24 protein-coding genes are annotated in these 24,247 nt (G+C 37.3%); 13 read left to right on the top strand and 11 right to left on the bottom strand.

Annotation, left to right across the window (positions count from 1 at the left end):
- Positions 1-2: 2 nt before the first annotated feature.
- The 5 genes from P0077_RS12080 (at position 3) to P0077_RS12060 (ending at position 2,530) form a co-directional block, all read left to right on the top strand.
- Positions 3-638, top strand: coding sequence for a DUF8737 domain-containing protein (locus P0077_RS12080; protein ID WP_276165501.1), 636 nt, complete (start codon positions 3-5; stop codon positions 636-638).
- Positions 639-865: 227 nt separating this feature from the next.
- Positions 866-1,021, top strand: a complete 156-nt coding sequence (locus P0077_RS12075; RefSeq protein WP_194526035.1) for a hypothetical protein — start codon at positions 866-868, stop codon at positions 1,019-1,021.
- A 174-nt stretch (positions 1,022-1,195) separates the two neighbouring features.
- Positions 1,196-1,639, top strand: a complete 444-nt coding sequence (locus P0077_RS12070) for a DUF4890 domain-containing protein (protein ID WP_276165500.1) — start codon at positions 1,196-1,198, stop codon at positions 1,637-1,639.
- A 137-nt stretch (positions 1,640-1,776) separates the two neighbouring features.
- Positions 1,777-2,265 carry a MepB family protein gene (locus P0077_RS12065; RefSeq protein ID WP_276165499.1) on the top strand — a complete coding sequence of 163 codons (489 nt, stop codon included), beginning with the start codon at positions 1,777-1,779 and terminating at the stop codon, positions 2,263-2,265.
- Between the two features lie 28 nt (positions 2,266-2,293).
- A complete protein-coding gene (locus tag P0077_RS12060) occupies positions 2,294-2,530 on the top strand; it encodes a DUF1059 domain-containing protein (RefSeq protein ID WP_276165498.1) in 237 nt (78 codons plus the stop codon).
- A 3-nt stretch (positions 2,531-2,533) separates the two neighbouring features.
- Here P0077_RS12060 and hemL read toward each other — a convergent pair whose 3' ends face one another.
- The 4 genes from hemL to P0077_RS12040 form a co-directional block, all read right to left on the bottom strand.
- Positions 2,534-3,814, bottom strand: a complete 1,281-nt coding sequence (gene hemL, locus P0077_RS12055) for a glutamate-1-semialdehyde 2,1-aminomutase (RefSeq protein ID WP_276165497.1) — start codon at positions 3,812-3,814, stop codon at positions 2,534-2,536.
- Complete coding sequence (locus tag P0077_RS12050; RefSeq protein WP_276165496.1) at positions 3,815-4,669, bottom strand: glucosaminidase domain-containing protein; 855 nt, start codon at positions 4,667-4,669, stop codon at positions 3,815-3,817.
- Positions 4,666-5,577 carry a 1-aminocyclopropane-1-carboxylate deaminase/D-cysteine desulfhydrase gene (locus tag P0077_RS12045; protein ID WP_276165495.1) on the bottom strand — a complete coding sequence of 304 codons (912 nt, stop codon included), beginning with the start codon at positions 5,575-5,577 and terminating at the stop codon, positions 4,666-4,668. The genes P0077_RS12050 and P0077_RS12045 overlap by 4 nt, the downstream gene beginning before the upstream one ends.
- A 63-nt stretch (positions 5,578-5,640) precedes the next feature.
- Entirely contained in the window at positions 5,641-5,979 is a 339-nt protein-coding gene (locus P0077_RS12040) for a hypothetical protein (RefSeq protein ID WP_194526028.1), read from the bottom strand.
- A 201-nt stretch (positions 5,980-6,180) separates the two neighbouring features.
- Between P0077_RS12040 and P0077_RS12035 the strand changes: the two genes are divergently transcribed.
- From P0077_RS12035 to P0077_RS12020, 4 genes are all read left to right on the top strand, one after another.
- Positions 6,181-6,339 carry a C1orf53 family protein gene (locus tag P0077_RS12035; RefSeq protein ID WP_194528118.1) on the top strand — a complete coding sequence of 53 codons (159 nt, stop codon included), beginning with the start codon at positions 6,181-6,183 and terminating at the stop codon, positions 6,337-6,339.
- Positions 6,340-6,417: 78 nt separating this feature from the next.
- Positions 6,418-6,978: a DUF4136 domain-containing protein gene (locus tag P0077_RS12030; RefSeq protein WP_276165494.1), complete on the top strand. Its 561-nt coding sequence runs from the start codon at positions 6,418-6,420 to the stop codon at positions 6,976-6,978.
- Positions 6,979-7,123: 145 nt separating this feature from the next.
- The gene (locus P0077_RS12025) at positions 7,124-8,887 is read left to right on the top strand and encodes an aromatic amino acid hydroxylase (RefSeq protein WP_276165493.1); all 1,764 of its coding nucleotides are present in this window, start codon (positions 7,124-7,126) and stop codon (positions 8,885-8,887) included.
- 38 nt (positions 8,888-8,925) lie between these two features.
- Positions 8,926-10,182 carry a glucuronyl esterase domain-containing protein gene (locus P0077_RS12020; protein ID WP_276165492.1) on the top strand — a complete coding sequence of 419 codons (1,257 nt, stop codon included), beginning with the start codon at positions 8,926-8,928 and terminating at the stop codon, positions 10,180-10,182.
- Between the two features lie 14 nt (positions 10,183-10,196).
- Here P0077_RS12020 and P0077_RS12015 read toward each other — a convergent pair whose 3' ends face one another.
- The 5 genes from P0077_RS12015 to P0077_RS11995 all read right to left on the bottom strand — a co-directional run bounded on the left by P0077_RS12015 (position 10,197) and on the right by P0077_RS11995 (position 15,486).
- Entirely contained in the window at positions 10,197-10,811 is a 615-nt protein-coding gene (locus P0077_RS12015) for a DUF4230 domain-containing protein (RefSeq protein WP_276165491.1), read from the bottom strand.
- Positions 10,812-10,856: 45 nt separating this feature from the next.
- Complete coding sequence (locus P0077_RS12010; RefSeq protein WP_276165490.1) at positions 10,857-13,322, bottom strand: T9SS type B sorting domain-containing protein; 2,466 nt, start codon at positions 13,320-13,322, stop codon at positions 10,857-10,859.
- 83 nt (positions 13,323-13,405) lie between these two features.
- Complete coding sequence (locus tag P0077_RS12005; RefSeq protein WP_349292950.1) at positions 13,406-14,362, bottom strand: GSCFA domain-containing protein; 957 nt, start codon at positions 14,360-14,362, stop codon at positions 13,406-13,408.
- Positions 14,363-14,448: 86 nt separating this feature from the next.
- The gene (locus P0077_RS12000) at positions 14,449-15,018 is read right to left on the bottom strand and encodes a hypothetical protein (RefSeq protein WP_276165489.1); all 570 of its coding nucleotides are present in this window, start codon (positions 15,016-15,018) and stop codon (positions 14,449-14,451) included.
- A gap of 39 nt (positions 15,019-15,057) precedes the next feature.
- Complete coding sequence (locus P0077_RS11995; protein ID WP_276165488.1) at positions 15,058-15,486, bottom strand: DUF3995 domain-containing protein; 429 nt, start codon at positions 15,484-15,486, stop codon at positions 15,058-15,060.
- A 429-nt stretch (positions 15,487-15,915) separates the two neighbouring features.
- On the opposite strand from P0077_RS11995, the gene P0077_RS11990 reads away from it, so the two are divergent.
- A complete protein-coding gene (locus P0077_RS11990; RefSeq protein WP_276165487.1) occupies positions 15,916-19,152 on the top strand; it encodes a ligand-binding sensor domain-containing protein in 3,237 nt (1,078 codons plus the stop codon).
- Between the two features lie 67 nt (positions 19,153-19,219).
- On the opposite strand, the gene P0077_RS11985 is transcribed toward P0077_RS11990, so the two are convergent.
- Positions 19,220-19,537, bottom strand: coding sequence for an HNH endonuclease (locus P0077_RS11985; protein WP_276165486.1), 318 nt, complete (start codon positions 19,535-19,537; stop codon positions 19,220-19,222).
- Between the two features lie 3 nt (positions 19,538-19,540).
- Positions 19,541-22,156, bottom strand: coding sequence for an alanine--tRNA ligase (alaS, locus tag P0077_RS11980; protein ID WP_276165485.1), 2,616 nt, complete (start codon positions 22,154-22,156; stop codon positions 19,541-19,543).
- Positions 22,157-22,257: 101 nt separating this feature from the next.
- Between alaS and P0077_RS11975 the strand changes: the two genes are divergently transcribed.
- The 3 genes from P0077_RS11975 to P0077_RS11965 all read left to right on the top strand — a co-directional run bounded on the left by P0077_RS11975 (position 22,258) and on the right by P0077_RS11965 (position 24,247).
- Positions 22,258-23,235 carry a M23 family metallopeptidase gene (locus P0077_RS11975; RefSeq protein ID WP_276165484.1) on the top strand — a complete coding sequence of 326 codons (978 nt, stop codon included), beginning with the start codon at positions 22,258-22,260 and terminating at the stop codon, positions 23,233-23,235.
- Complete coding sequence (locus tag P0077_RS11970) at positions 23,235-23,564, top strand: MerR family transcriptional regulator (protein WP_215939742.1); 330 nt, start codon at positions 23,235-23,237, stop codon at positions 23,562-23,564. Before P0077_RS11975 ends, P0077_RS11970 begins: the two co-directional genes overlap by 1 nt.
- A gap of 83 nt (positions 23,565-23,647) precedes the next feature.
- The gene (locus tag P0077_RS11965) at positions 23,648-24,247 is read left to right on the top strand and encodes a LemA family protein (RefSeq protein WP_276165483.1); all 600 of its coding nucleotides are present in this window, start codon (positions 23,648-23,650) and stop codon (positions 24,245-24,247) included.

The following is a 24,247-nucleotide window of genomic DNA, read 5'->3' as shown; positions in this document are numbered from 1 at the left end:
CTATGCTACAGTATCTATTTATTGCGACTACCCTTTTATCCTTAATTCTGTTCTATCAAGCAACCGGAAAAGATAAAAGGGTTCTTGTTTTTAGTATACTTTGGCTCCTTCTTATAGGTGTAATTGCATACAACGGATATTTCGAAAACACCGAAATAAAACCGCCCCGGTTTATTTTTGCTATTATACCTTCCTTCTTCGTTTTTGCATGGATTTATAAATCTATAGCTATAAACTCACTCATACCTAAATTTTTAGTAGCCGTTCATATGGTTCGCATACCGGTAGAACTCATACTCTACCAATTATTTCTACAGAAGAAAGTCCCAATATTAATGACATTCAAGGGGTGGAATTTTGATATTATAATGGGTATATCCGCTGCAATTATTCTTATTTACATGACGTTTACCAAAAAAACGTTATCTAGACTTTTTCTCTTAACCTGGAATGTGTTAGGACTTGTATTACTAACCACGATTGTCTTGATTGCCATACTTTCATCACCACTACCTATACAATTACTCGCATTTGACCAACCCAATCTAGCAGTTTTACAATTCCCATATATTTATCTACCCACTTACATTGTTCCCATAGTTTACGTTACACACATTTTGGCAATTCAGAAAAGTTAGAATTTATATAGGTAAACTTGTACGCAACAACATTTAAACTCAAAACAGCTCTAAAATGGACATTATTCGGTTCTGTGTATCGACCAAATACATGAAATTCTGATGAAATGATTTTGCAAACAACAAGTTTGGACAATTTGACCACATCCTATGGTGGCTTTACAACAAGCTTTTCACCCGCCTTATTGTTTTATCTAAATTAGTATCAGAATCAAAAAACATACGCCATGTCTCAAAAACTTAAAAGTTCTTTATACCTAGCAGGATTCGTAATTGCATCAATTATTTATTACAATCAAACCAATTCTGAACAGTCTCCCCAGACTATAGAAATGGCATCTGCAGATATGGAACAAGTTATTTCCCCGGAGGCACTGGATTAGAATACACAAACATTGAACGACCTACTATGTGAGGGCGAAGAAGCACTTCTTCGCCCTTTTTTATGCTCTAAAACCACCTCTAATTACCTGTTAATTAATTGATAAAAAAACAACGGACGTTAAACCATTCTTCATTTTCCCACTCTAAGAAGTATAATCATTAAAATTAAAAACATGAAAAAGATACTTGTAGCATTAGTATGTATGGTTGGGCTTACCGCAATGGCCCAAAGAGAAAAAGGACATGGTAGAGATCAAATGAAAGATTTGACCGCAGAGCAAATGGCCACACTTCAAACTAAAAAAATGACTTTGGCATTAGACCTTACCTCTGGTCAACAGCAGAAAATAAAAGCCATTCATTTGGAAGAAGCAAAAGAGCGTAAAGCTAAACATGAAGAACGCAAAGCACAGAAAGAAGAAGGTGAACGTAAAAAACCTACTTCTGAAGAAAGATATGCCATGCAGAATGCAAGGTTGGATAAAATGATTGCCTTTAAAGCGGAAATGAAAGAGATACTTTCTGCTGAGCAATATGAGAAATGGGAGAAAATGCACAAACGCAGAGGGAAAAAGCACTCCAAAGAGAACAAGGGAGAGCGTAAAGCGAGGAGATAAACAGAACAAGTTCATTTCTAAGAAAAAAGAGTTGCCGCAGTGCAACTCTTTTTTTTGCGTTTAATTTTATACATATTTATTAGGTTTACAGTACCGTAAAAGAACTACTCTATTCTTTTAAAACTTAGAACCTACCTATGATTATCTCAATAAAAAATACCATCTCTCAGGTCTATAAACCCTTAAGTTTATCTCTAGCAAACCTTGAAACCGAAATAGAAAGTCAAGATTATGATGCTTGTAGGTTTCATCTTGGGTCAAAAATAATTATCTTTAGGAAAGCGAAAATAACTCCAAAGAAAGTTGGACAATTTGTTACTTTCTGGAAACGCGCTAAAACGGGTGTAATTTGTCCTTTTGAAGAAAGCGATCATTTCGACTTTTTTGTAATAGCTGCCAGTAAAGATAATTTTTCCGGGCAATTCGTTTTTCCAAAAAAACTCTTGCTAGAGAAAGGTATTATCTCAACCGGCAAAAAAGAGGGCAAAAGAGGTTTTCGTGTATATCCCCCTTGGGATGTGACAAAAAGTAAACAGGCCATTACAACTCAAAAATGGCAGGAAAAGTACTTTTTTCACATCCATGATACACTAGACGAAAATAGAATACGAATGCTTTATAACTAGCATAAATGCTAATCATAAAAACTGACCTATGAAAACAATGACCTGCAAGCAATTAGGGGGAGCCTGTGACACAAAATTCTCTGCTAACACCTTTGAAGAAATAGCTGAATTGAGTAAAAAACATGGAGCGGAAATGTTTCAAAAGAAAGATTCCGCCCATTTAGAAGCTATGAATGACATGCGCAATCTCATGCAATCGCCCGAAGGTATGCAAGCATGGTTTGAAAACAAACGAAAAGAATTTGCTTCACTGCCCGAAAACTAGTGATTAAAATTCTATCTTTTTTAAAGCGGCCACGGTGGCATCAATATCATCATACGTTAAGGCATCATTTAAGAAGTAACTCTCAAAAGCACTTGGTGGCAGGTAAATACCGTTCTCCAACATACCATGAAAGTACTTTTTAAAAGTGTCATTATTTCCTTTTGCAGAACTTTCAAAATCAACAACCTCATCTTCTGTAAAATGAACAGATATCATACTACCAAATCGGTTGATTTGATACGGAATCCCTTTTTCCTTTAAAACGGCATCTAAACCTTCATGAAGGTAAGCCGTCTTTTTAGCCAAGCTTTCAAAAACTTCCGGATTATTGTTCAATTCAGTAAGCATAGCCAATCCTGCAGCCATTGCTAATGGATTTCCACTTAAGGTTCCTGCCTGATACACCGGGCCTTCAGGTGCCAAATGCGACATAATTTCGGCGCGTGCGGCAAAAGCACCTACAGGCAAACCGCCACCAATAACTTTACCGAAACACACGATATCGGCATCTATACCCAAAACTTCCTGAGCACCACCTTTTCCTAAACGGAAACCGGTCATCACCTCATCGAACAACAAAAGGATTCCTTCTTCGGTACAAAGTTCCCGAAGACCTTTTATAAACTCATCCGAAGGAATAATACATCCCATATTACCCGCAACCGGTTCAATAATTACCGTTGCTATTTCACCTTTATTGGCCGCAACCAATTCACGAACACTCTCTAGATCGTTGTACTTTGCCAACAAAGTATCTTTTGCCGTGCCTTGGGTAACACCAGGGCTATTAGGACTACCAAAAGTAACCGCACCACTACCCGCTTGTATTAAAAACGAATCTGAATGACCATGGTAACAACCCGCAAATTTTATAATCTTATCCTTTCCGGTATATCCACGTGCCAAACGAACTGCACTCATACAGGCTTCCGTTCCGCTATTTACGAATCTAATTTTATCAATATTAGGTACCATTGAAACAGCCAATTGGGCAAGCTGGGTTTCAATTTCGGTAGGCATACCAAAAGAAGTACCTTGCTTTGCTTTCTCGATTACCGCATTTATTACGGGTTCATGAGCATGTCCCAAAATAAGGGGGCCCCAAGAGGCAATATAGTCTATCAACTTATTACCATCTTCATCATACAGGTAAGCGCCTTTAGCTTTCTTTACGAAAATTGGATCACCGCCAACTGCTTTAAATGCACGAACGGGTGAATTTACACCTCCTGGAATATATTTTTGTGCCTCTGCAAACAAGGCGCTACTTCTTTGATATAACATCTATTTATTGAAATTTTGTGTCTTTACAGTAAGTTTTTGACCAATGGCCAAATTATTATCATACATGTAGTTCCATCTTTTTAAATCATCAACGGAGACCGAATATGACCTAGATATAGAGTATAGCGTATCTCCCTTCTGAACTACATGAACTTGACTTTTGGCACGAATAGCAACAACCGGCGCTTCTTTTCTTTGTCCGTAGCCTTGCTTCGCAATTTCAGTATCAAAAGCATACAATTTATAACGCTCAATTAATGAAATTAGCTTCTGTGGATAATGCTTATCCGTGGCATATCCGGCCTGTCTGAGACCCTTTGCCCACTTTTTATAATCATCATTTCTATAATCGAACAAAAAGGCATAGCGAGAACGGTTTCTTAAAAAAATACTATGATCACGATAGGAGTACATGGGGTGATTGTATTTCCTGAAGCACTCCCCTTTCTCATCATCATCATGAAAATCATAATCGCCCTCCCAGCCTGTGTGACATTTTATCCCAAAATGATTGTTTGTTTTTAGTGCCAAAGCGCCTTTTCCAAGTCCACTTTCCAATAGTCCTTGTGCCAAGGTGATACTTGCTGGAATACCGTAAGCCTTCATTTCCATCTGAGCGACTTCGGAGAAGGTTTCAATATACTCTTCCGGCGAGTTAATCGTAAAACGAATGAACTTACCGGTATCTTCGGGCATAGGATAAAGTCCATCGTCAGTAATCTTCGTTTCTTTCTTTACGACTACAGCCTCAGTTCTCTTAGGAGGAGCTTCTTTTCGGGTAGAAACCGTTCGTTTGGCCTTACATCCTATAAAAAATATACTTAGAAGCGATGCTATTATCAGTCTACGTATCATACGTTTATTAATGGTAGTTTTTTCTTTTGCAAAATGCGATTCATTCCTTCTATACCCTGTAGACCTCCTGTGTGGATAGCCAAAATATTAGTTTTTGGAGAGAAATAATCTTTTTGGACCAAATCCATTATTCCAAAAAGTAATTTTCCCGTATAAATGGGATCCAGCTGAATTTTCGTCTTCTTAAAAAAAGTATTCATAAAGTCCACCAGCTCCCCAGTAACCTTGGCATAGCCCCCAAAATGATAATCGGATTGCAATTCCCAATTATTTCTTGCTGCGAATTTACAAATATCTTCTTGTAAAAAATCGCCTTTGAGTGCTGGAAACCCCAAAACTTTTTGTGAACTAGAAGCCGCATTGCTAATACCGGCAATTGTACCGCCTGTACCTACAGCACAGCAGATTACGTCAAAATCAGCATCGGCAGGGGCTAGAATCTCCTGACACCCCTTTATGGCCAAAGGATTGGTTCCTCCCTCCGGTAAAAGATAAAAATCTCCGAATTCATTTTTTAGCTCCTCTAAAAAATTGGGGGTTTCCTTTTGCCTATAGAGATCCCGTGAAACAAACTTAAACTTCATACCATGGGATTGGGCCAACTTTAAAGTACTGTTCTCCTGCCATTTTTGAGCAATTTCTTCTCCTCTAATAACGCCAACAGTCTTCAAATTGTGAATTTTCCCTGCATAGGCAGTTGCCGCAATATGATTGGAAAAAGCACCTCCAAAAGTCAAAAGTGTACCAAAACCTTCTGCTTTTGCTTCCTCTAGATTGTATTTTAGCTTTCTGTATTTGTTACCAGAAATTAAGGGGTGGATGCGGTCTTCCCTTTTAATAACAAGAGAAACCCCTTTTTGGGCCAGTATTGGCAAATGTACTTCTTGATTGTCAGTTGTTACACGCATATTTCACAAAAGTAGTGTGAAATACAGTACTATTAAAACCTAGCAACAACTATGCTTAATAGATTAAGCTTCTTTTCTGTATAAATATTTAAAGAAACTAAATGCATTACGTTCACTCGTATAATTTAGGTTCTTCTCATTTGAGTAGGCCTCCCTCTCAAAGCTAATATTCTGGTACGCCTTATAACTATCCAAATAGAATATGGTACGTATTAGCCATTCCGAGATATAGAAAAAGTAGAAGAAAACAATCAACAGTTCTTGTTGTTGTTTTAAATGAATCTTCTCATGATTGATCAAAACAATATCTTCTTTGAGCTCATCATGTTTTAAAATGATAAAAGGCCAAAGTGATAGACCAACATAGTTCTTATAAAAAAAATGTTTAAAGACTAAGATCATAATCAAAGGTTTAAACGGCACTTAACAAAGTTAATTGTTACTAGACCATCTTATTCGATAACACAACTTTGCCGCTATAATTGTAATCATTCGTTAAAATACTGCTAAAGGCTATAAGATGTACGTTTTTAGAATCCTTTTTAGCTCTTTATCAACAATAATGCAGTAATTTTAATCTAGAATGAAACGGAAGATAAGTTAATGAAAAAAATAATTCCGCCAGAAGAAGGCGACTTCTACCTATCGGAAGAAGGGTATAGAGTTTTTACAAAACAGTATCATTTAAAGAGAGGCTATTGTTGCGAGAGTGGTTGCAGACACTGCCCATATGGTTTCGACCCTAAAACGAACCGTCAATAAACACCGTTGTTCGGCATGATTTTTGAGACTATTTTCCTGAAGAAAATGATGTATTAACACCAAATACGATAATTAGTTATGAAAAAGATTAAAATTTTAGTGGTGCCCATGCTCGTGTTGCTATTTTTAAGTTCGTGTACCTCTGTACGTGTGCTTTCTGACTACGACAAAGAAGCCAATTTCAACAGTTACAAATCCTATGCTTTTTATAAGACCGGAATTGACAAAGCCCAAATTTCCGATTTGGACAAAAAGAGAATCCTTAGAGCCATTGAGTCCGAAATGACCAAACGTGGCTTTACCAAATCTGAAAACCCAGATATTTTAGTGAGCATCTTCACTAAGGAAAAAGAACAAGTTGATATCTACAACAACTACTGGGGTGGTGGTTGGGGCTGGGGCTGGAACCCATATTACTGGGGGCCAGGCTGGGGCGGTGGCAATAATGTCAGCACCCGCACCGAAGGTTCATTATACATAGACCTAATAGACTCAAAAAGTAAAGAATTAGTTTGGCAAGGTAAGGGTGTTGGAAACCTAACAACCACCGGTAACATAGCCAAAAAAGAGGAGCGTATTCAAGAATTCGTATCTGAAATTCTAATGCAATACCCACCTAATATTGTGGCCACTAAATAATGGGAATAAATTAGGCACACCAAAAATACCAAAGCTCTTTTAATCAAAAGAGCTTTTTTTAGGTCTTTCTCGTTTATCGAAAAAGAATTAAAAGAAAAAACCCTATCTGCCCTTTTTTGTACCTTTATAAAAGAAACCCTCTAGTATGACGTACACTAGCAATCCTGTTTTAGACAAACTGCCCGTGCATTTGCAGCAGTATATAAAACCGCAAGACTATAGTGACTATTCCGCTATAGACCAGGCTGTTTGGAGGTACGTAATGCGTAAGAACGTGGATTACCTAAATAAAGTAGCCCATACTTCCTACTTGGAGGGCTTACAAAAAACGGGGATTTCCATTGACTATATTCCTAATATGTACGGCATGAACCGTATTTTAAAAGAAATAGGTTGGGCAGCGGTTGCTGTGGATGGTTTTATACCGCCATCTGCATTTATGGAATTTCAGGCATATAATGTTCTTGTCATTGCTTCTGATATTCGTCAACTAGACCATATAGAGTATACTCCTGCACCAGATATAATTCATGAAGGAGCTGGTCACGCCCCTATTATAGCTAATCCTGAATACGCCGAATATCTAAGACGATTTGGCGAAATAGGTTCCAAGGCCATTTCTAGTGCCAAAGATTACGAATTATATGAAGCTGTTCGCCACCTTTCTATCATAAAAGAGGCCCAAGGTACTCCACAAGATGAAATTGACAAGGCTGAAAACCGAATTAAAGAGCTACAGGAGAACATGGGCGAACCCAGTGAAATTGCACTCATACGCAACTTGCACTGGTGGACCGTTGAATACGGGCTTATAGGCACACCGGAAAATCCGAAAATATATGGCGCTGGACTCCTTTCCTCTATTGGCGAAAGTGCTTGGTGCATGACCAATGAAGTTGAAAAAAAACCCTATTCTTTAGATGCCGCCTATACTTCTTTTGATATTACAAAACCACAGCCCCAGCTTTTTGTTACTCCAGATTTCGCTTACCTAAGTCAGGTTTTAGAGGAGTTTGCGAATACCATGGCTTTGCGAAAAGGCGGTTTGAGCGGAATAAACAAATTGATTGCATCCAAGGAACTAGGTACAATAGAACTCAGTACCGGACTACAGATTTCAGGTAATTTTGATAAGGTCATATCATATGAAGGCAAACCTGCTTTCTTTCAAACCTATGGGCCAACCGCACTCTCTTTTCGCGATAAAGAGCTTGTGGGGCATAGCATTAAAAAACATGCCGCTGGCTTTGGCTCTCCAATGGGTAAACTAAAAGGTATTAACCTGGCCATAGAAGATATGAGCCCGCTAGACCTTAAGGCCTATAACATTTTTGAAGGACAACAAGTTTCCTTAGCTTTTGAGGGTGAAATTAACATCACCGGAGAAATTATTACAGGGACTCGAAATTTACAAGGCGAAATCATCTTGGTCACCTTTAAAAATTGCTGCGTCACCCATAAAGACAAGGTACTTTTTGAGAGTGATGATGAACTGTACAGCATGGCGGTAGGCAGGGAAATAGTATCGGCATACAACGGCCCTGCGGATTTAAGCAGTTTTAATTTGGTTACCCATGAGGTTTCATCCACCACTATAAAACCAAAAAATAATACTTCGCATTCGCAATTAGAAGCATATTACGAGCAGGTTCGTCAGTATAGAGAAGGCAAAAATATTACAATTTCCAGGCACAAAGTATTTGAAGCCATTAGGGATACGTATCCTAATGATTGGTTATTACCTGTAGAACTTTACGAGTTAGCCAAAGAAAATGGAGACCATGACTTTGCCCAAGAGATTTCATCTTATTTACAGACCGTAAAACTAAATAACCCCAAAGTAGGCCATTTAATAGATGACGGTCTGGATTTGGTAAACCATAAATTTAAAACCGAGGAATTGAACTAAAACCAATAATTTCTTAATTGACCCCAAACTAAAAAACCGTGAAACCATTACTTTTTATATTACTTACACTTACTAGATTAGGACTTATGGCCCAGCCAGAAGCAAATTATGACGAAACCAAAGTACCCAAATTCTCGGTACCGGACCCTTTAACAACATTCAGCGGAGAAGCAATTACCACCAGCCAAGAATGGGAAGAAAAGAGAAAACTGGAAATCTATCAGTTTTTTGAAAAGCAGATTTACGGAAAGGTACCTGCCCTATTGGATGAATATTCATTTAAGGTTATCGAACAGGATAATAAAGCTTTAGGAGGAAAAGCCCAGCGTAAACAAATAGCGGTTGGCCTAAAGAAAAACAACCGTACGCTCAATTTCAACATCCTTTTATATTTACCTAACGGAAATGAAAAAGCACCGGTATTCCTAGGCTATAACTTTCACGGGAACCATACGGTAACAGATGACCCAAATGTTATTATTCCCGAAGCATGGAACGAAAACAATGCGGATTTAAAAATTAGCAGCAACAAAGCCACGGAAGCCTCTAGGGGCGTACGAATGAACCGTTGGACCATAGATAAAATGCTGGACAATGGGTATGGACTGGCAACCGTTTATTACGGTGAAATAGACCCAGATAAAAATGACTTTTCAGACGGTTTGCATAGTCTGTTCTATGATGAAGAACAGACCAAACCCAAAACCAATGAATGGGGCAGTATAGCAGCTTGGGCCTATGGTCTTAGCCGTGCCATGGATTATTTGGAGAATGACACCAATATTTCCAATGTTATTGTTTTTGGACATTCTAGATTAGGAAAAGCAGCATTATGGGCCGGAGCTACGGACGACCGTTTTTCTGGAGTGATAAGCAATAATTCCGGTTGTGGCGGCGCCGCATTATTTAAGCGGAAATTTGGCGAAACCATAGGTCACATCAATAATTCGTTTCCACATTGGTTTTCTGCAAGTTTTAAAAAATATAGCAATAAAGAAGAAATTTTACCGGTGGATCAACACCAGCTTTTGGCACTTATAGCGCCAAGACCTTTATATATAGCAAGCGCTGTTGAAGACGAATGGGCAGATCCCAAAGGTGAATTTCTTTCTACACAATATGCATCTAAAGTTTATGGCCTTTACGGTAAGAAAGGAATTGATTTAACGGACTTTCCTGAAACGGACCGTCCCATTCAGCAAACTATGGCTTACCACATGAGAAGCGGCAAGCATGATGTTACTGCGTATGATTGGGACCAATATATGAGTTGGGCAGAGACTTTTGCAAAATAAAACTCAAGTTGATTTTAATCATTAAAAAGCACTTCAGGCAGATTCTGCTCTACAGGTTGATTTTTGTATGACAGCGTCCACCCCATGGAATTCGTCAAAATATAGAATTTCTGCAGCTCACTAATCAGCCGGTTTTCAGCATTACTTTTTAATGAAGATGCTTCTACTTTTTTCATAAGTGAAGCCTTTACATTTTTTTTGATTTTATTATAATCGGAAGCCTCAAACATGTTTAGGTAATCGGAAGTGACATCATAATATTCAAAATCAGGATTGATTTTCACTTCGGCTTCAGGTATGCTTTTAATATGTAATGTCTTGGTTGACTCGTCTACTTCAAATTCAATTTTACTTAAATCATAAGCTATGGTCACATCAGCATTTACAACAACCAAGGCTTTCTTTTCTGCGGATATAAAAGGACCGAAAAGCATTTTAGAGTCTTTGTAATTGTACACTTCGGCAAAATGGCCTTCGGTAACGATCAACTTGCTCACATTGTCTATCTGCGTCTGAATAAGCATACTATTTTCTTCGAGGATGGATTTTTCCTCCCTATCCTCAATACACGAACGAAAAATTAGAACAGTGGCCAAAGTAATTAAGACTCCTACTAATACTTTTTTCATAGAAAAACAATATCATCAAAATTAAGCAAGAAACAATATGTAATCTTATCTTTTTAAGGAAAAATGACCCGAAAGACGCACCCCTGTATCCTTATTAAGATATTGAAACCAATAATCAGATGAAGGCATTGACTTTCCATTGTAAAAACCGTCCCAAGATGAATTAAAGGTATTTGGATCTAATTGCTTTAATAACTTTCCGTAACGATTATAAATAAAAATATCTATATCACCAGTACCAGAAAGTTTTGATATATCCCAAATATCATGATAAGAATCATTATTAGGAGTAAAAAATTTGGGCAAGCCTAAAGATTCTACATCTTGACATGCAACAGGGTCAATACTTACGGAAAATCTCGATTGACCAAAACAACCATTCTCTTCGGTAAAAATATAAATGGTCATGGACTCTAAAATTTCATCACCTGCCAGTAAAATTGCCCCACCTCCATCGGCTTCACTATAGTAATCTTGCCCATCAGGTAATGTTGGCAATGTATATGTTTGACAAGTAACAACGTCATCTAATTCAGTAACCGAAACCTTAGTAACATCCACTAAAAAACTACTTTCATCAAAACAGCCTCCCAATCCTGATTCACTTTCTGCATAAACATATATTATCTGCGATTCGGTAATTTCATCGCCAGCATTGAGTAATGAGCCCGTACCACCTGTTGCAGTATAATAGTTATTACCAGAACTTAGAATTGGCAAGGTGTAAACATTACATTCATCAACATCTGGTAATACATCAGCAACAACCAAAGGGTTAACAATAAGACTAAAAACAGTCTCATTTAAACAGGTTTCAGATGCTTCAACTACCACTGTAATGTCTTGCTTGAATGCAGTAGTATTATCAAATGAATTTGACAATGTAAATGGGTTTCCTGTGGCATCAAAATAAGATACCGTTAACCCTGTCTGCCCCCCAATAACCTGAGACTCTATAGCCACCAAGTCTAAATTAAATGTAGCAAAACCATCGGCATCCGTATCACATACTACTATATCATCAATATTGTTTGCAGTTGGTCCGCTGTTGTTTACGGTTAGTGTAATTGGGTTTCTCTCCAGTACCAAATCAGTTACTATAGTACTACTAATTTCACATGTATAAACGCCAGAATCTGCCATTTGAATGTTTGTCAATACTAAATTTGGGGTGTTCGAGGCTGGTATAGCAATACCATCTTTAAACCACTCATATATATTTGCACTGCCGCTAACGGTTGTGCTTAAGGTAATTGTACCATCAACACAACTGGTAACATTTTCAGAATCATTCACCAAAGCTTGCGGATTATCTTCAAAAAACAAAAAGCCATCATAATAACTAAATTCATCTTCAAAATCTCCAAATTGAAAACGATTGCCATTAAATCGTAATGTGGTCTCATTAAAAAAAACAAAACTAGGAATTTCACCCTCAATGTTATTATTCTTAATATTAAAAGTACTCAGATTAGTCAAGTTTACTAAACCTGCAGGCAATACACCTTCTATGTTATTATCATTAATATCAAAAACATCAAGATTAATTAAGTTTGAAAAAGAATTAGGTATTGTACCCGTAAAATTGTTTTGACCCAACGATAAAGTTAATAGCGATGGAATATTTCCAATTTCCGCAGGTAAATCTCCCTCAAATTGATTAAAACGAAGTACTAAGGACTCTAATGAAACTAAATTTTCAACCAATGGAGAGATAACCCCTTCTAAGTGATTAAATTGCAGTAGTAAAGTCCTTAAATTAATTAAATCATAAATGGCTTCTGGAATTGCCCCCGTTAGATTATTATATCTCAAAGACAAGGAGGTTAAATTTGAGAGAAGTCCCAATTCAGAAGGTATTTCACCCGTAAGCTCGTTAAAAGAAAGTTGGAGAACCTGTAGACTATTTAAATCTCCCAGTTCTACGGGTATAGTTCCTGTGAGTTGATTTTCTGAAAGTAACAAAGATTCTAAACTACTTAAATTACCAAGTTCGGATGGTATTGTACCACTCAAATTATTTGAGTTCAACCATAAACTTTCTAAATTGCTTAAATTCCCAAGTTCAACAGGTATGATTCCTGATAACTCATTACCATTTAAAATCAAAACTTCTAAATCTAGAAGCGTTGCAATGCTGTTAGGAATAGGACCTGTCAGACCAGATTGATCAGAAAGATCTAAATCAACTAAGTATTGTAAATTTCCAATTTCAGCTGGTATTGTTCCTATTAAGTTATTACCTGTATTATTATTAACATCCAACAATAATTGTGTAACATGACCTCCAATAACGGTAATCCCAAACCAATTGGTAACATCGGTATCTATTAAGGGAGTAGCAAAGTCCCAATCATTTGTAGGATCGACATCTGTTTCGCTAATCCAGTTAGCACCTCCGGTGGAATTATATAATGCTTGTAATGCCTCTAATTCAACTAAGGGAAGTTGCGCATTAGCATTAGCTACACAAAACAAGCATATAATAAGACAACCTAATCTTTTAATCATTATTGACATAAAACGGAAAAATACCTAAAAAAATAGTTTCTCATTTTAAAACCCTGAAAAACTCGACAAAATTCATATTTGACCTAGAATTGTATATGAGGGAATTCTTTCTGAATTTCTGATTTTAAAACATTTAGTTTCATAAGGAATTTCTGATGCTGATCAGAATTTTCATTAAAGGGTTTATGTAGCATCCCTTTTTGAACCTTTTCTATTTTCTTCATAGTTGAAGATGTATTTGATGCCAGCCATACCTCAACAAACTTTTTCCAAATATAATTGACGGCCAGTGCGTTTGGATGCACCATATCCTCTTTATAAAAGCGATAATCACGTAGCTCATCCATTTGTATCTCGTATGAAGGAAAATAATCCGCCTTTAACGTCGAAGCGGAAACAACCTCATGAACAGCAGCTACTAAATGTGCCTTGCTCCGTTGATTTTCAACAAAACCATCTTTTAGGTGACGTACCGGTGATACGGTAAAAATAAATTGGGCATTGGGATTGAGAGATTGTACCGAAGCCATGATACTGTTGAGACTCGCAACAATCTCTTCAATACGCATCAGCTCTTTTGAAAACTGTTTTTGAGGAACTTTATGGCAATTGGCTACCACTGCATCTGTTTCCGCATGTCTATACACCCAAGCCGTACCCAGTGTTATGCAAATATGAGTAGCTTGTTTCAGATGATTTGCAGTTTGCTCAATTCCTTGGTTTAAGGCATTAAGTAGACTATCTTTAGAAACAGCACTTAAATCTGAATGGGCATCATAGCACTGCCAGCGTTCGTTGAAAAAAAACACATCATCTTCCGTATAGACCTTCCCTAAAACGGCTCGAGAGACCAGATTGGCTATAGCCAACGGATGAAACAAAATACCAAACGGATTCTGAAGTTCACGAAACTTATAATACCTGAACTTTTGCCCTATGTTTTCCGAAAAACAAGAACCTAACAACACTAACCGACTGTCATAATCAATTTGGTTTTGGGCCTTTTGTAAAGGTATTTGGGTTTGCAACTTTATTGTCATCGGGTTAGTGGTTTAAAACTTAAAAAAGTGAAGTTGCTCCATGAAAATCTCAGATACAATCTTCTCACAACTTAAAGTTGATAGATTCAAAAAAGCTCTGAAGTCTTTAATAATGAACGTTTTTTTCGATTTAATTCTATTAATCGCCCATCTATATTTGAAAAAACTTCTTCTATAACGCCTGTATTTCCTTTAACGCGAATTGTAATATTGCCCTTAGAATCTAACCACCAAGTACCATACTTTTTGTCGTCAATCATAGGGTTACCATCAACGTAGTCCACCCATAACCAAACAGATTCTCCTCCCTCTTTTAACTGAAAAACTTCAACTGATTTATCCATACTAGCACCAATAACGCTTACCTTATAATTACCTAAATGATTTTTTATTTGTTCTTTAATTTTGATGCTATTAATAGAATCCGTTTTTTGAACAACTATTCTATTTGAAGCCTCGATACTGTCAATTTTTGATAAATAACGTTTTGCTAGCAGACCATCTTTATCTGACTGATTAACCATCTTAAGTTGATTCTTAGCAAGAGAATAATTTTCAACTTTAAAAGACTCAATCCCTAATTGCAAAAAGTTCGGCTCATCCGCACAAGAAATCGAGAAAATCAAAATGAATAATACTTTTGACATATTTTTCATAGAATTTGGTTTAATTGTATTCTTTCTAGGCGAATATGTTTATCCCATTAATTGAATCAGTATTCCCATTATACCAATTACTAGACATAAAGGAATAAATACTTTTGAATCTGCTTTTGCGAATGTGGTGTGATTTATTTTCTTAAAAAAACCAACATAATTAAAATCGCCTATGGCACGTAAAATAAAAATAGAAGGAATAAACCAATATCCATAATTTATAAACCAATTTGGAACCTGAAATTCTATCAATCTTGATTTCAAAAGATAAACAAGACCAAATGAAACCAAAACAAGACCTACTATTAATGTTGCTATTTTAGGGATAGCCAGTGAGTTCTCCTCGTTTTCTCTTGTTGGAATTACTTTCTTCAATGCCCAAACCCCACCAAAAAGCCAATAAAAATGAATACCGCCAAGAGAAATAAAAATTAAGAATAGAATCACCGATAAAATCATGACAATCATACACACAGATTTTGAAAAATTACTTTATTGGTTTAACTAGCCCAAAGTCATAGAGGACATATATTCCGCATGGATTAATCCTTTTGTATTCTTAGGAATAGGATTTATACATATTGCTTTAATAGCCGTTGAAAATGGTATTTTGGCCAAATGGTAAGAAAATATACTCATGCTAAAATTAATATTGATGTGAGAGGACAATTCCACTAAACCATACCCCCTATGCCCAATTATGAATTTTAAAGATAGTTTTTTAGTTTGACAGGGATATTCAAAAAAATTAGAACACCCTAGAGAACAACCAAACTCTTTCCGACATTTACCGTTAGTGTTTTTCTTATTTCATATAAAAATTTGCTTCAATACATTTTTAGACGTAATTTCTTACCTTTAGATACGTTAAAATAGACATACTACACTACCCGAAAAATGTTTTTAAAGTTTTATTGTAAGATTTTTACTTTTTTCATTCTTTTTCTTTCCATACATACGGTTAGACCTCAAGATGCAACATCCTTTAATTTCCAACATATAACAGAAGGAATATCGCATAGTACAGCTACTGTTTTTTTAGAAGATAGTTACGGTTTTATCTGGATCGGAACTAGAAACGGACTGAATAGATACGATGGTAAGGATTTTGAAATATTCAACAAAACGCTAAATGGTGTAACGGGACTTACCCACGAATACGTAGTTTCCTTATATGAGGATGGTGAAAATATACTAATTAGCACCAATGATGGCCTAAGTTTATACGACCGCAGTTTAAATCTAGTAGTTCCATATCCCTTTAAGAAAGAAGGAAAGAAAATTGAATCCAAAATGTTTCAAGGGGTAACAAAACTACATGGCTATTTATGGCTTGGCACGGAAAAAAGCGGGCTATACAGATATCAACCCAAAACGGGAGATGTAAAACACCTTAAACTTCCAAATGACTATGTAAAATTAAAAAGCAAGCGCATAGACAGAGTACTTAAAATAATGCCCTTGGCCAACGACCATATGTTGGTTATTACCACCTACAATATTTTAGTAATAAACAAGGATATGGAAATCCAAAACAGATATCAGCAAACAGATGAAATCTTTGCGGCTACCACCATAGATAAAAACAAATATTTGCTAGGCACCCTCAATGGATCTCTTGTACAACTAGAGGTAGATCAGAATTTAAAATTACTTATCAATAGGAAAGATGTTAGTCCCGGTTATTGCATCCGTTCCTTAACTAAAAGCAGCAATAATCAATTATGGATAGGAACAGAAAACAACGGCCTCTATATCTACAACCAAAATTTAGAACAGGTACAACATATAGAATATAGTGTTTCCAAACCCAATTCCATCTCGGGCAACTCTATTTGGGCTCTATTAAATACGCGGAACGGCATTATGTGGGTTGCTTCCTATAGAAGTGGCCTTAATTTCCACGATCCTGAATTATTTAAGTTTGAACATTTTACTTCAGACCCACTAAATCCTAAATCTTTAAATAACAAGTTGGTAAATTGTTTTAGCGAAGATCCTTATGGGAATATATGGATAGGAACGGACGGTGGCGGATTAAACTATTGGAACAGAAGTTTAAATACGTTTAATGATTATTCTATAAAGAACAAAAATTTTGGCAGTGATGTGGTGCTTTCATTATTACAAACAAAACAAAACGAATTATGGGTCGGCACTTGGACCAACGGTATTCTCATCTTTGATACGAAAAGCAAAAAGTACGAAGAATTAAATACCCAGAACTCATTTTTGAAATCCAATATTGTAGTTAACCTCTTAAAGGATAAAAATGGTCATATATGGGTTGTCCATTATTTTGCGGGTGTACAGGTTTTTAACCCAAAGACAGACGAACATGAAGACATTACCCTGACCTCAGAAGTAGATGGTACGGAAATAAAGTCGTTAAACACCATATTTGAAGATAACCAAGGTAATGTTTGGATAGGCACTCTTAATTCCGGCTTGTTTAAACTATCAGAAAACAACGGTACCTGGACAAACACGCATTATCACATTAAGAATTCGCTAAGCAACAATTTTGTCAACTCCATTATACAGGATACCGAAAATACCATTTGGGTCGGTACCCAAGGAGGACTTAACAAATACATACCGGAAAATGATTCTTTTGAGATAATCAACAAATCAAACGGACTTAAAAATGATGCCATTAAAGAAATTATAGATAATAAGAACAAACATCTATGGTTAAGTACGGAGGAAGGTATTATTAGATACCATACGGATACCGGGAAAACAATGGAATATGGCGTAGTTGATGGTCTGCAGGCCAACCAATTTAACCCAAACGCCTCACTGGTTACCAGCAAAGGAGAGTATATATTTGGGGGCGTAAACGGATTTAATATTTTTACCGCCAAGGATGTTGTGAAACGAAAAGATAAACTTACCCTGTTTATTTCCGACCTTAAAATTTTCAACAAATCAGTTCTACCCAATGATGAATTTGGTGTTTTAGAGAAGGATATTAGCCAAGTAGATTCCCTTACCCTCAACTATGACCAATCCGTAATAAATATTGATTTTAAGGCTCTTACCATGAGACACCCAGAAAGTGTTGACTATGCCTTTTATTTAGAGGGGTTTGAAAAAGACTGGAACTATGTAGGAAACAATCCCAGTGCCACATATACCAACCTAAACCCCGGAGAATATACGTTACGCATGAAATCTACCAATTCCGATGGTGTTTGGGTAGATAATGAATTGAAGTTGCACATGACCATTACCCCGCCCTATTGGCAAATGTGGTGGTTCCAGTCTTTATTGGTCGTACTGGTTTTACTATTACTGTATTTAGCCTATTACCTCAAAGTCCGAAATATCCAAAAAAATCAAAAAATATTGGTTCAAAAAGTAGCGGAACGTACTAAGGAACTAAGGCATCAAAAAAACAAACTTGAAGAAGCCGCAAGTAGCTTAAAATCAAAAAACAAGGAAATTCAACAATTTACCTTTGCCGTGTCCCATGACCTAAAAAGTCCGCTTAACAATATTAAAGGTCTTGCCGGTCTTGTACCCATATCCATTGAAGCAAAAGATTTTGAGACAGTAGAAGAATATCTCAACTTAATAGATATTTCTTGTGATAACATGAGCGCATTGATTTCGGATATCACCAAAATTGCGGAATTGGGTAAAGTCGAAAATAAAAATGAACTGTTGAACACCAATGATATATTGAATTTGTCCAGGGATTTGATTAAGGGAAATCTGGACAAAGAAAAAGTTGAGCTTACTATTGCGAACGATTTACCCAAAATATATGGTGACCGCAAACGCATAACCCAGATTTTCAGCAACTTCTTGGATAACTCCATCAAATATATGGGGGACCAAAAAAATCCTAAAATATCTGTTGATTATATTGATAATGGGGACACTAACAGCTTCTTAGTACGAGACAATGGATTAGGGATGAATGAAAACGCCCTACAAAATCTATTTACTCCATTTGAACGTTTTCACAAAAATACAGAAGGCACAGGCTTGGGGCTTTATATGGTGAAAAAAATAGCGGTTTCTCATGGAGGAACCATCGTTGCAGAATCTGAAGGAGTCGGGAAAGGAACCACCTTTAAGCTTACTCTACCAAAAGCGGAAATAGCGATGGGAGAAGCATTGTAGAAATTATTAACGATAAAACTTGATAAACTAAAACGCAATTGTTTTTTTCACAAAGCACTCAGGAGTATTAGATAGATAACTTCTTAATTACTTGTTTGACAACTAAAGCCACTGATTCTTTTGTGATATCTCTATCTTTACAATATTTACTCTCCAGCCAGTCAACAACCGATTTTGCCCCTTTACTCGCATTGCACGATATACAGCACAGGGCTATATTATGAACTCCGTTTATCCTAATATCATTGATAATATGCTCCCAAGATTGTTTAGTTTTTCTAGAAGAGTTATCCTGCGTAAAGGTTATACCACAATACACACAATCCTTATCTCTTTCAATAACAAAATTTTCTACTTCAGTTGGAATCCCCCATCTATTGCCCATATTCTAATCTAGGTACTGCCTACTTTTGGCAAGCGCCTCATCTAGACCTTCCGGATTTTTACCGCCTGCCGTAGCAAAAAACGGTTGGCCTCCGCCACCACCCTGAATGAACTTACCTAACTCTCGTACAATGGTACCCGCATTTAACTCTTTTGAAGCCACTAGCTCTTTAGAAATGTAGCACGACAACAATGCCTTGCCATTCTGCTCCGTTCCAAAAAGAAGGAATAGATTGTTTTGGTTCTGTCCCATTTCAAAACATAAGTCTTTTATTCCAGCGGCATCCAAATCTATTTTCTTGGCTAAAAACTGAACACCGTTTACCTCTTGCAATTCGTTCTGTAAATCGCCTTTCAGGTTTTTCGCTTTATCCTTTAGAAGTGCTTCCACTTCCTTTTTTAGTTTGGCATTCTCCTCCTGCAATGTAGACACTGCTTTTACAGGATCTTGTGCATTGTTCAATTGCGATTTTATCTCTGAAAGCATCCTATCATTATCTGCAAAGAAATCTTTTACCGCATCGGATGTAATCGCTTCTATACGTCTAATACCTGATGCCACAGCACCTTCCGACTTGATTTTAAAATGCCAGATATCACTGGTATTCTTTACGTGCGTACCTCCACATAATTCAATGGATTGCCCAAAACGCACGGTCCGGACGGCATCGCCATACTTCTCTCCAAAAAGCGCCATGGCACCTTCTTTAAGTGCATCTTCCATTGGAATGCTTCTTTGCTCCTTAAATGGCAATTGCCCAGCAATACGGGCATTCACAAAATTTTCAACTTCCCGAAGTTGATCTGGTGTCACTTTTGAAAAGTGAGAAAAATCGAATCGCAAATATTTGGAATGTACCGCAGAACCTTTCTGTTCCACATGCGTACCCAAAATCTCTCGTAAAGCTTGATGCAGCAAATGCGTTGCCGTATGGTTCGCTTGTGTACGTTCGCGCTGCTTCTTATCTACAACCGCCTTAAATGTTCCGCTCGTATCCGACGGAAGGTTTTTAGTAAAGTGAATAATTTCATTATTCTCTTTTTTCGTATCCAGAATATAGACCACATCGCCATTTGGCATTTCCAAATACCCCTTATCCCCTACTTGACCACCACCTTCAGGATAAAAAGGAGTAAGATTGAAAACCAACTGATACTGCTCTCCTGCCTTTTTAGAAGTTACTTTTCTGTACTTTACCAATTTTACATTGGCTTCTAATGCATCATACCCAACAAATTCTTGCTCTAAGTCTCCCGAAAGAACCTCCCAGTCATCCTTGGAAATCTCTGAAGCCGATTTTGAACGGTTTTTCTGCTCCTGCATAGCCTCTTCAAAGCCTTTTTCATCAAGGCTTAGCCCTTTTTCAGAAAGGATAAGTGCCGTTAAATCTATAGGAAAACCATAGGTGTCATAAAGTTCAAAGGCTTTTCTACCATTTACTTCTTTCCCTTTTACATTTGCTATAACTTGGTCTAAAAGAACAAGACCCTGATCTAAAGTTTTTAAGAACGAATGCTCCTCTTCTTTGATTACATTTTCTATCAACTGGCGCTGCTCCTTCAACTCTGGGAAAGCGTCTCCCATATTTTCCGTCAACACGCTCACCAAACGGTACATAAACGGTTCTTTTGTATTCAAGAACGTAAATCCGTAGCGAACGGCACGCCTTAAAATACGCCTAATAACATAACCAGCACCTGTGTTGCTAGGCAACTGACCATCTGCAATGGAAAAAGACACCGCACGAATATGATCCGCAATCACACGGATTGCAATATCCGTTTCTTCTTCTTTACCGTATTTGCTATGGGTTATGGCCTCTATTTCACGAATGATAGGTTTAAAAACATCGGTATCGTAATTGGATTGCACCCCTTGGAGCACCATACACAAACGCTCAAACCCCATACCCGTGTCCACATGTTTTGCCGGTAGCGGTTCCAAAGATCCATCTGCCTTACGGTTATATTGCATGAAAACCAGGTTCCATATTTCAACCACCTGCGGGTGATCCGCATTGACTAATGACGCACCGGAAACCTTGGCTTTTTCTTCGGCAGAACGGATATCCACATGTATTTCGGAACAAGGGCCGCATGGGCCTTGATCGCCCATTTCCCAGAAGTTATCCTTTTTGTTCCCCATAATGATTCGGTCTTCGGGAACAATGGCCTTCCACAAATCAAAAGCTTCGGTATCTAACGAAAGTTTATCCGCATCTTTACTTCCCTCAAAAACAGAAACGTATAAAGAGTCCTTATCTATTTTTAAGGTTTCCGTAAGTAATTCCCACGTCCAAGAAATAGCTTCCTCCTTAAAATAATCTCCAAAACTCCAGTTCCCCAACATTTCGAACATGGTGTGGTGATACGTATCTTTCCCCACTTCTTCAAGATCGTTATGCTTACCACTTACTCGTAAACATTTTTGCGTATCTACAGCTCTAGGACTTTTAGGAATACTATTCCCCAAAAAGAACTCCTTAAACTGGTTCATGCCCGCATTGGTGAACATCAGCGTAGGATCATCTTTGATAACCATAGGGGCAGATGGAACTATTTTATGCTCTTTTTCTTTAAAAAAATTCAAGAATTGAGATCGGATTTCCTTGGAAGTCATAGAAAATTATAAGGTTTTACAAAATTGAACGTTTTAAACGAAACTATTTCTATATTTGTTTATCCCGCTAAAACAGCACAAAAATAGGATAAAATCAATACATGTCTAAAGTAAAGTACTATTACGATCCAGATACGCTTTCGTATCGTAAAATAGAGCCTAAAAAATCTAGGCGCTACCGTAATATTGCCCTGTTTTTTATTGGATCTTTCCTTTTTGGCCTCATGTGCCTGGTATTTTTAATGAATACCAACCTCATAAATACGCCAAGAGAACTTTCTCTATCTCGTGAAGTAAAAAATTACGAGTTACAGTTTGAACTCCTGAACAGAAAAATGGGGCAAATTGAAGAAGTGCTGGCAAACATAGAAGATAGAGATAATAATATATACCGATTATATTTTGAGGCCAACCCCATACCCGAAGAGCAGCGCAGAGCTGGTTTTGGTGGCGTAAACCGCTATAAGTCATTAGAGGGTTTTAATAATTCTGAAATGGTTATTGCAACTTCTAAGCGTTTGGACATCATTAAAAAGCAGATGGCAATTCAGTCAAAATCATTGGATGAAATCACCAAACTTGCCGAAGAAAAAGAAAAATTCTTAATGGCCATACCTGCCATTCAACCGGTTACCAATGAAAGCCTTAGAAGAATGGCTTCCGGTTTTGGTTGGCGTTCGGATCCATTTACAAAAGCACGTAAAATGCACCGAGGCATGGATTTTTCCGCACCTAAAGGGACACCAATATATGCTCCTGGAGATGGAAAAGTTATTCGTGCCGATAATGGCTCGTCAGGTTACGGCAAGCACATTCGTATAGATCACGGTTACGGATTCAAAACCCTCTATGGGCATCTTAGCGAGTACAATGTAAAAAAAGGTCAACAAGTAAAACGTGGAGACCTCATTGGTTTTGTAGGCAATACCGGACGTTCAGAAGCACCACATTTACACTATGAGGTGTGGAAAGATGAGGAACGCATCAACCCTATCAACTTCTATTACGGAAGTTTATCGGCTGAAGAATTCAAAAATATGCTAAAATACGCAGCTCAAGAAAATCAATCTTTGGATTAATGCAAATAGATCTCCCAGAAAAAAGGTACTATGGCATTGGCGAAGTCGCCAAGGCTTTTGACGTGAACACTTCCCTGATTCGTTTTTGGGAAAAAGAATTTGATGCGCTCAAGCCTAAGAAGAACGCGAAGGGGAATCGTAAATTCACCCCTCAAGACATAGACAACCTAAAACTCATTTATCACTTGGTAAAAGAGCGTGGCTTCACTTTAGATGGCGCAAAAACGCACTTAAAGGAGAATCGACAAAAAACGCTTAACAACTTCGATATCATTGATAAATTAGAGCGAATTAAAGTAGAATTGACCAAAATTAAGGATCAATTGTAACTTTTTGGCTCATTTGAGGTCTTATACCTTAAATGAACTATTTCTCTTAGAAAACACATTAACTATAACCAAATATTTTTGAAATGAAAAAAGGATTAATTGCACTTATTGTATTGGTAGTCATTGCCTTTGGTATTTATAATTGGGCCGTTGGTTTTAACAACACCGCAGTAGAATTGGAAGCAAATGCAAAAACCGCATGGTCTAATGTAGAAAGTGCTTACCAACGTAGAAACGATCTTATTGGCAACTTGGTTAAAACCGTACAGGGCGCTGCAGATTTTGAGCGCGGCACCTTAACCGATGTTATTGAAGCTAGAGCAAAAGCAACCTCAACATCTATTGATGCCAACAATTTGACACCCGAAAAAATGGCCCAGTTCCAGCAGGCACAGAGTGGACTTACAGGTGCTTTGAGCAAATTAATGGTAGTGGTAGAACGGTATCCGGAACTGAAAGCAAACCAAAACTTCCTTGAACTGCAAGCACAACTGGAAGGCACCGAAAACCGCATTAACGTTGAACGAAACAAGTTTAATGAAACCGTAAACCTTTACGATATTCACATCTCTAAATTCCCTGGGTCGTTCTTGGCAGGTATTTTCGGATTTGAAGATATGGCGCGCTATAAAGCAGATGCTGGCTCCGAAAACGCACCAGATGTAGAATTTGACTTCAACTAA

Origin of the sequence: Zobellia alginiliquefaciens (genome assembly GCF_029323795.1) — a bacterium.
GTDB classification, from domain to species: domain Bacteria; phylum Bacteroidota; class Bacteroidia; order Flavobacteriales; family Flavobacteriaceae; genus Zobellia; species Zobellia alginiliquefaciens.
This window is presented reverse-complemented; position numbering and strand designations above follow the sequence as displayed.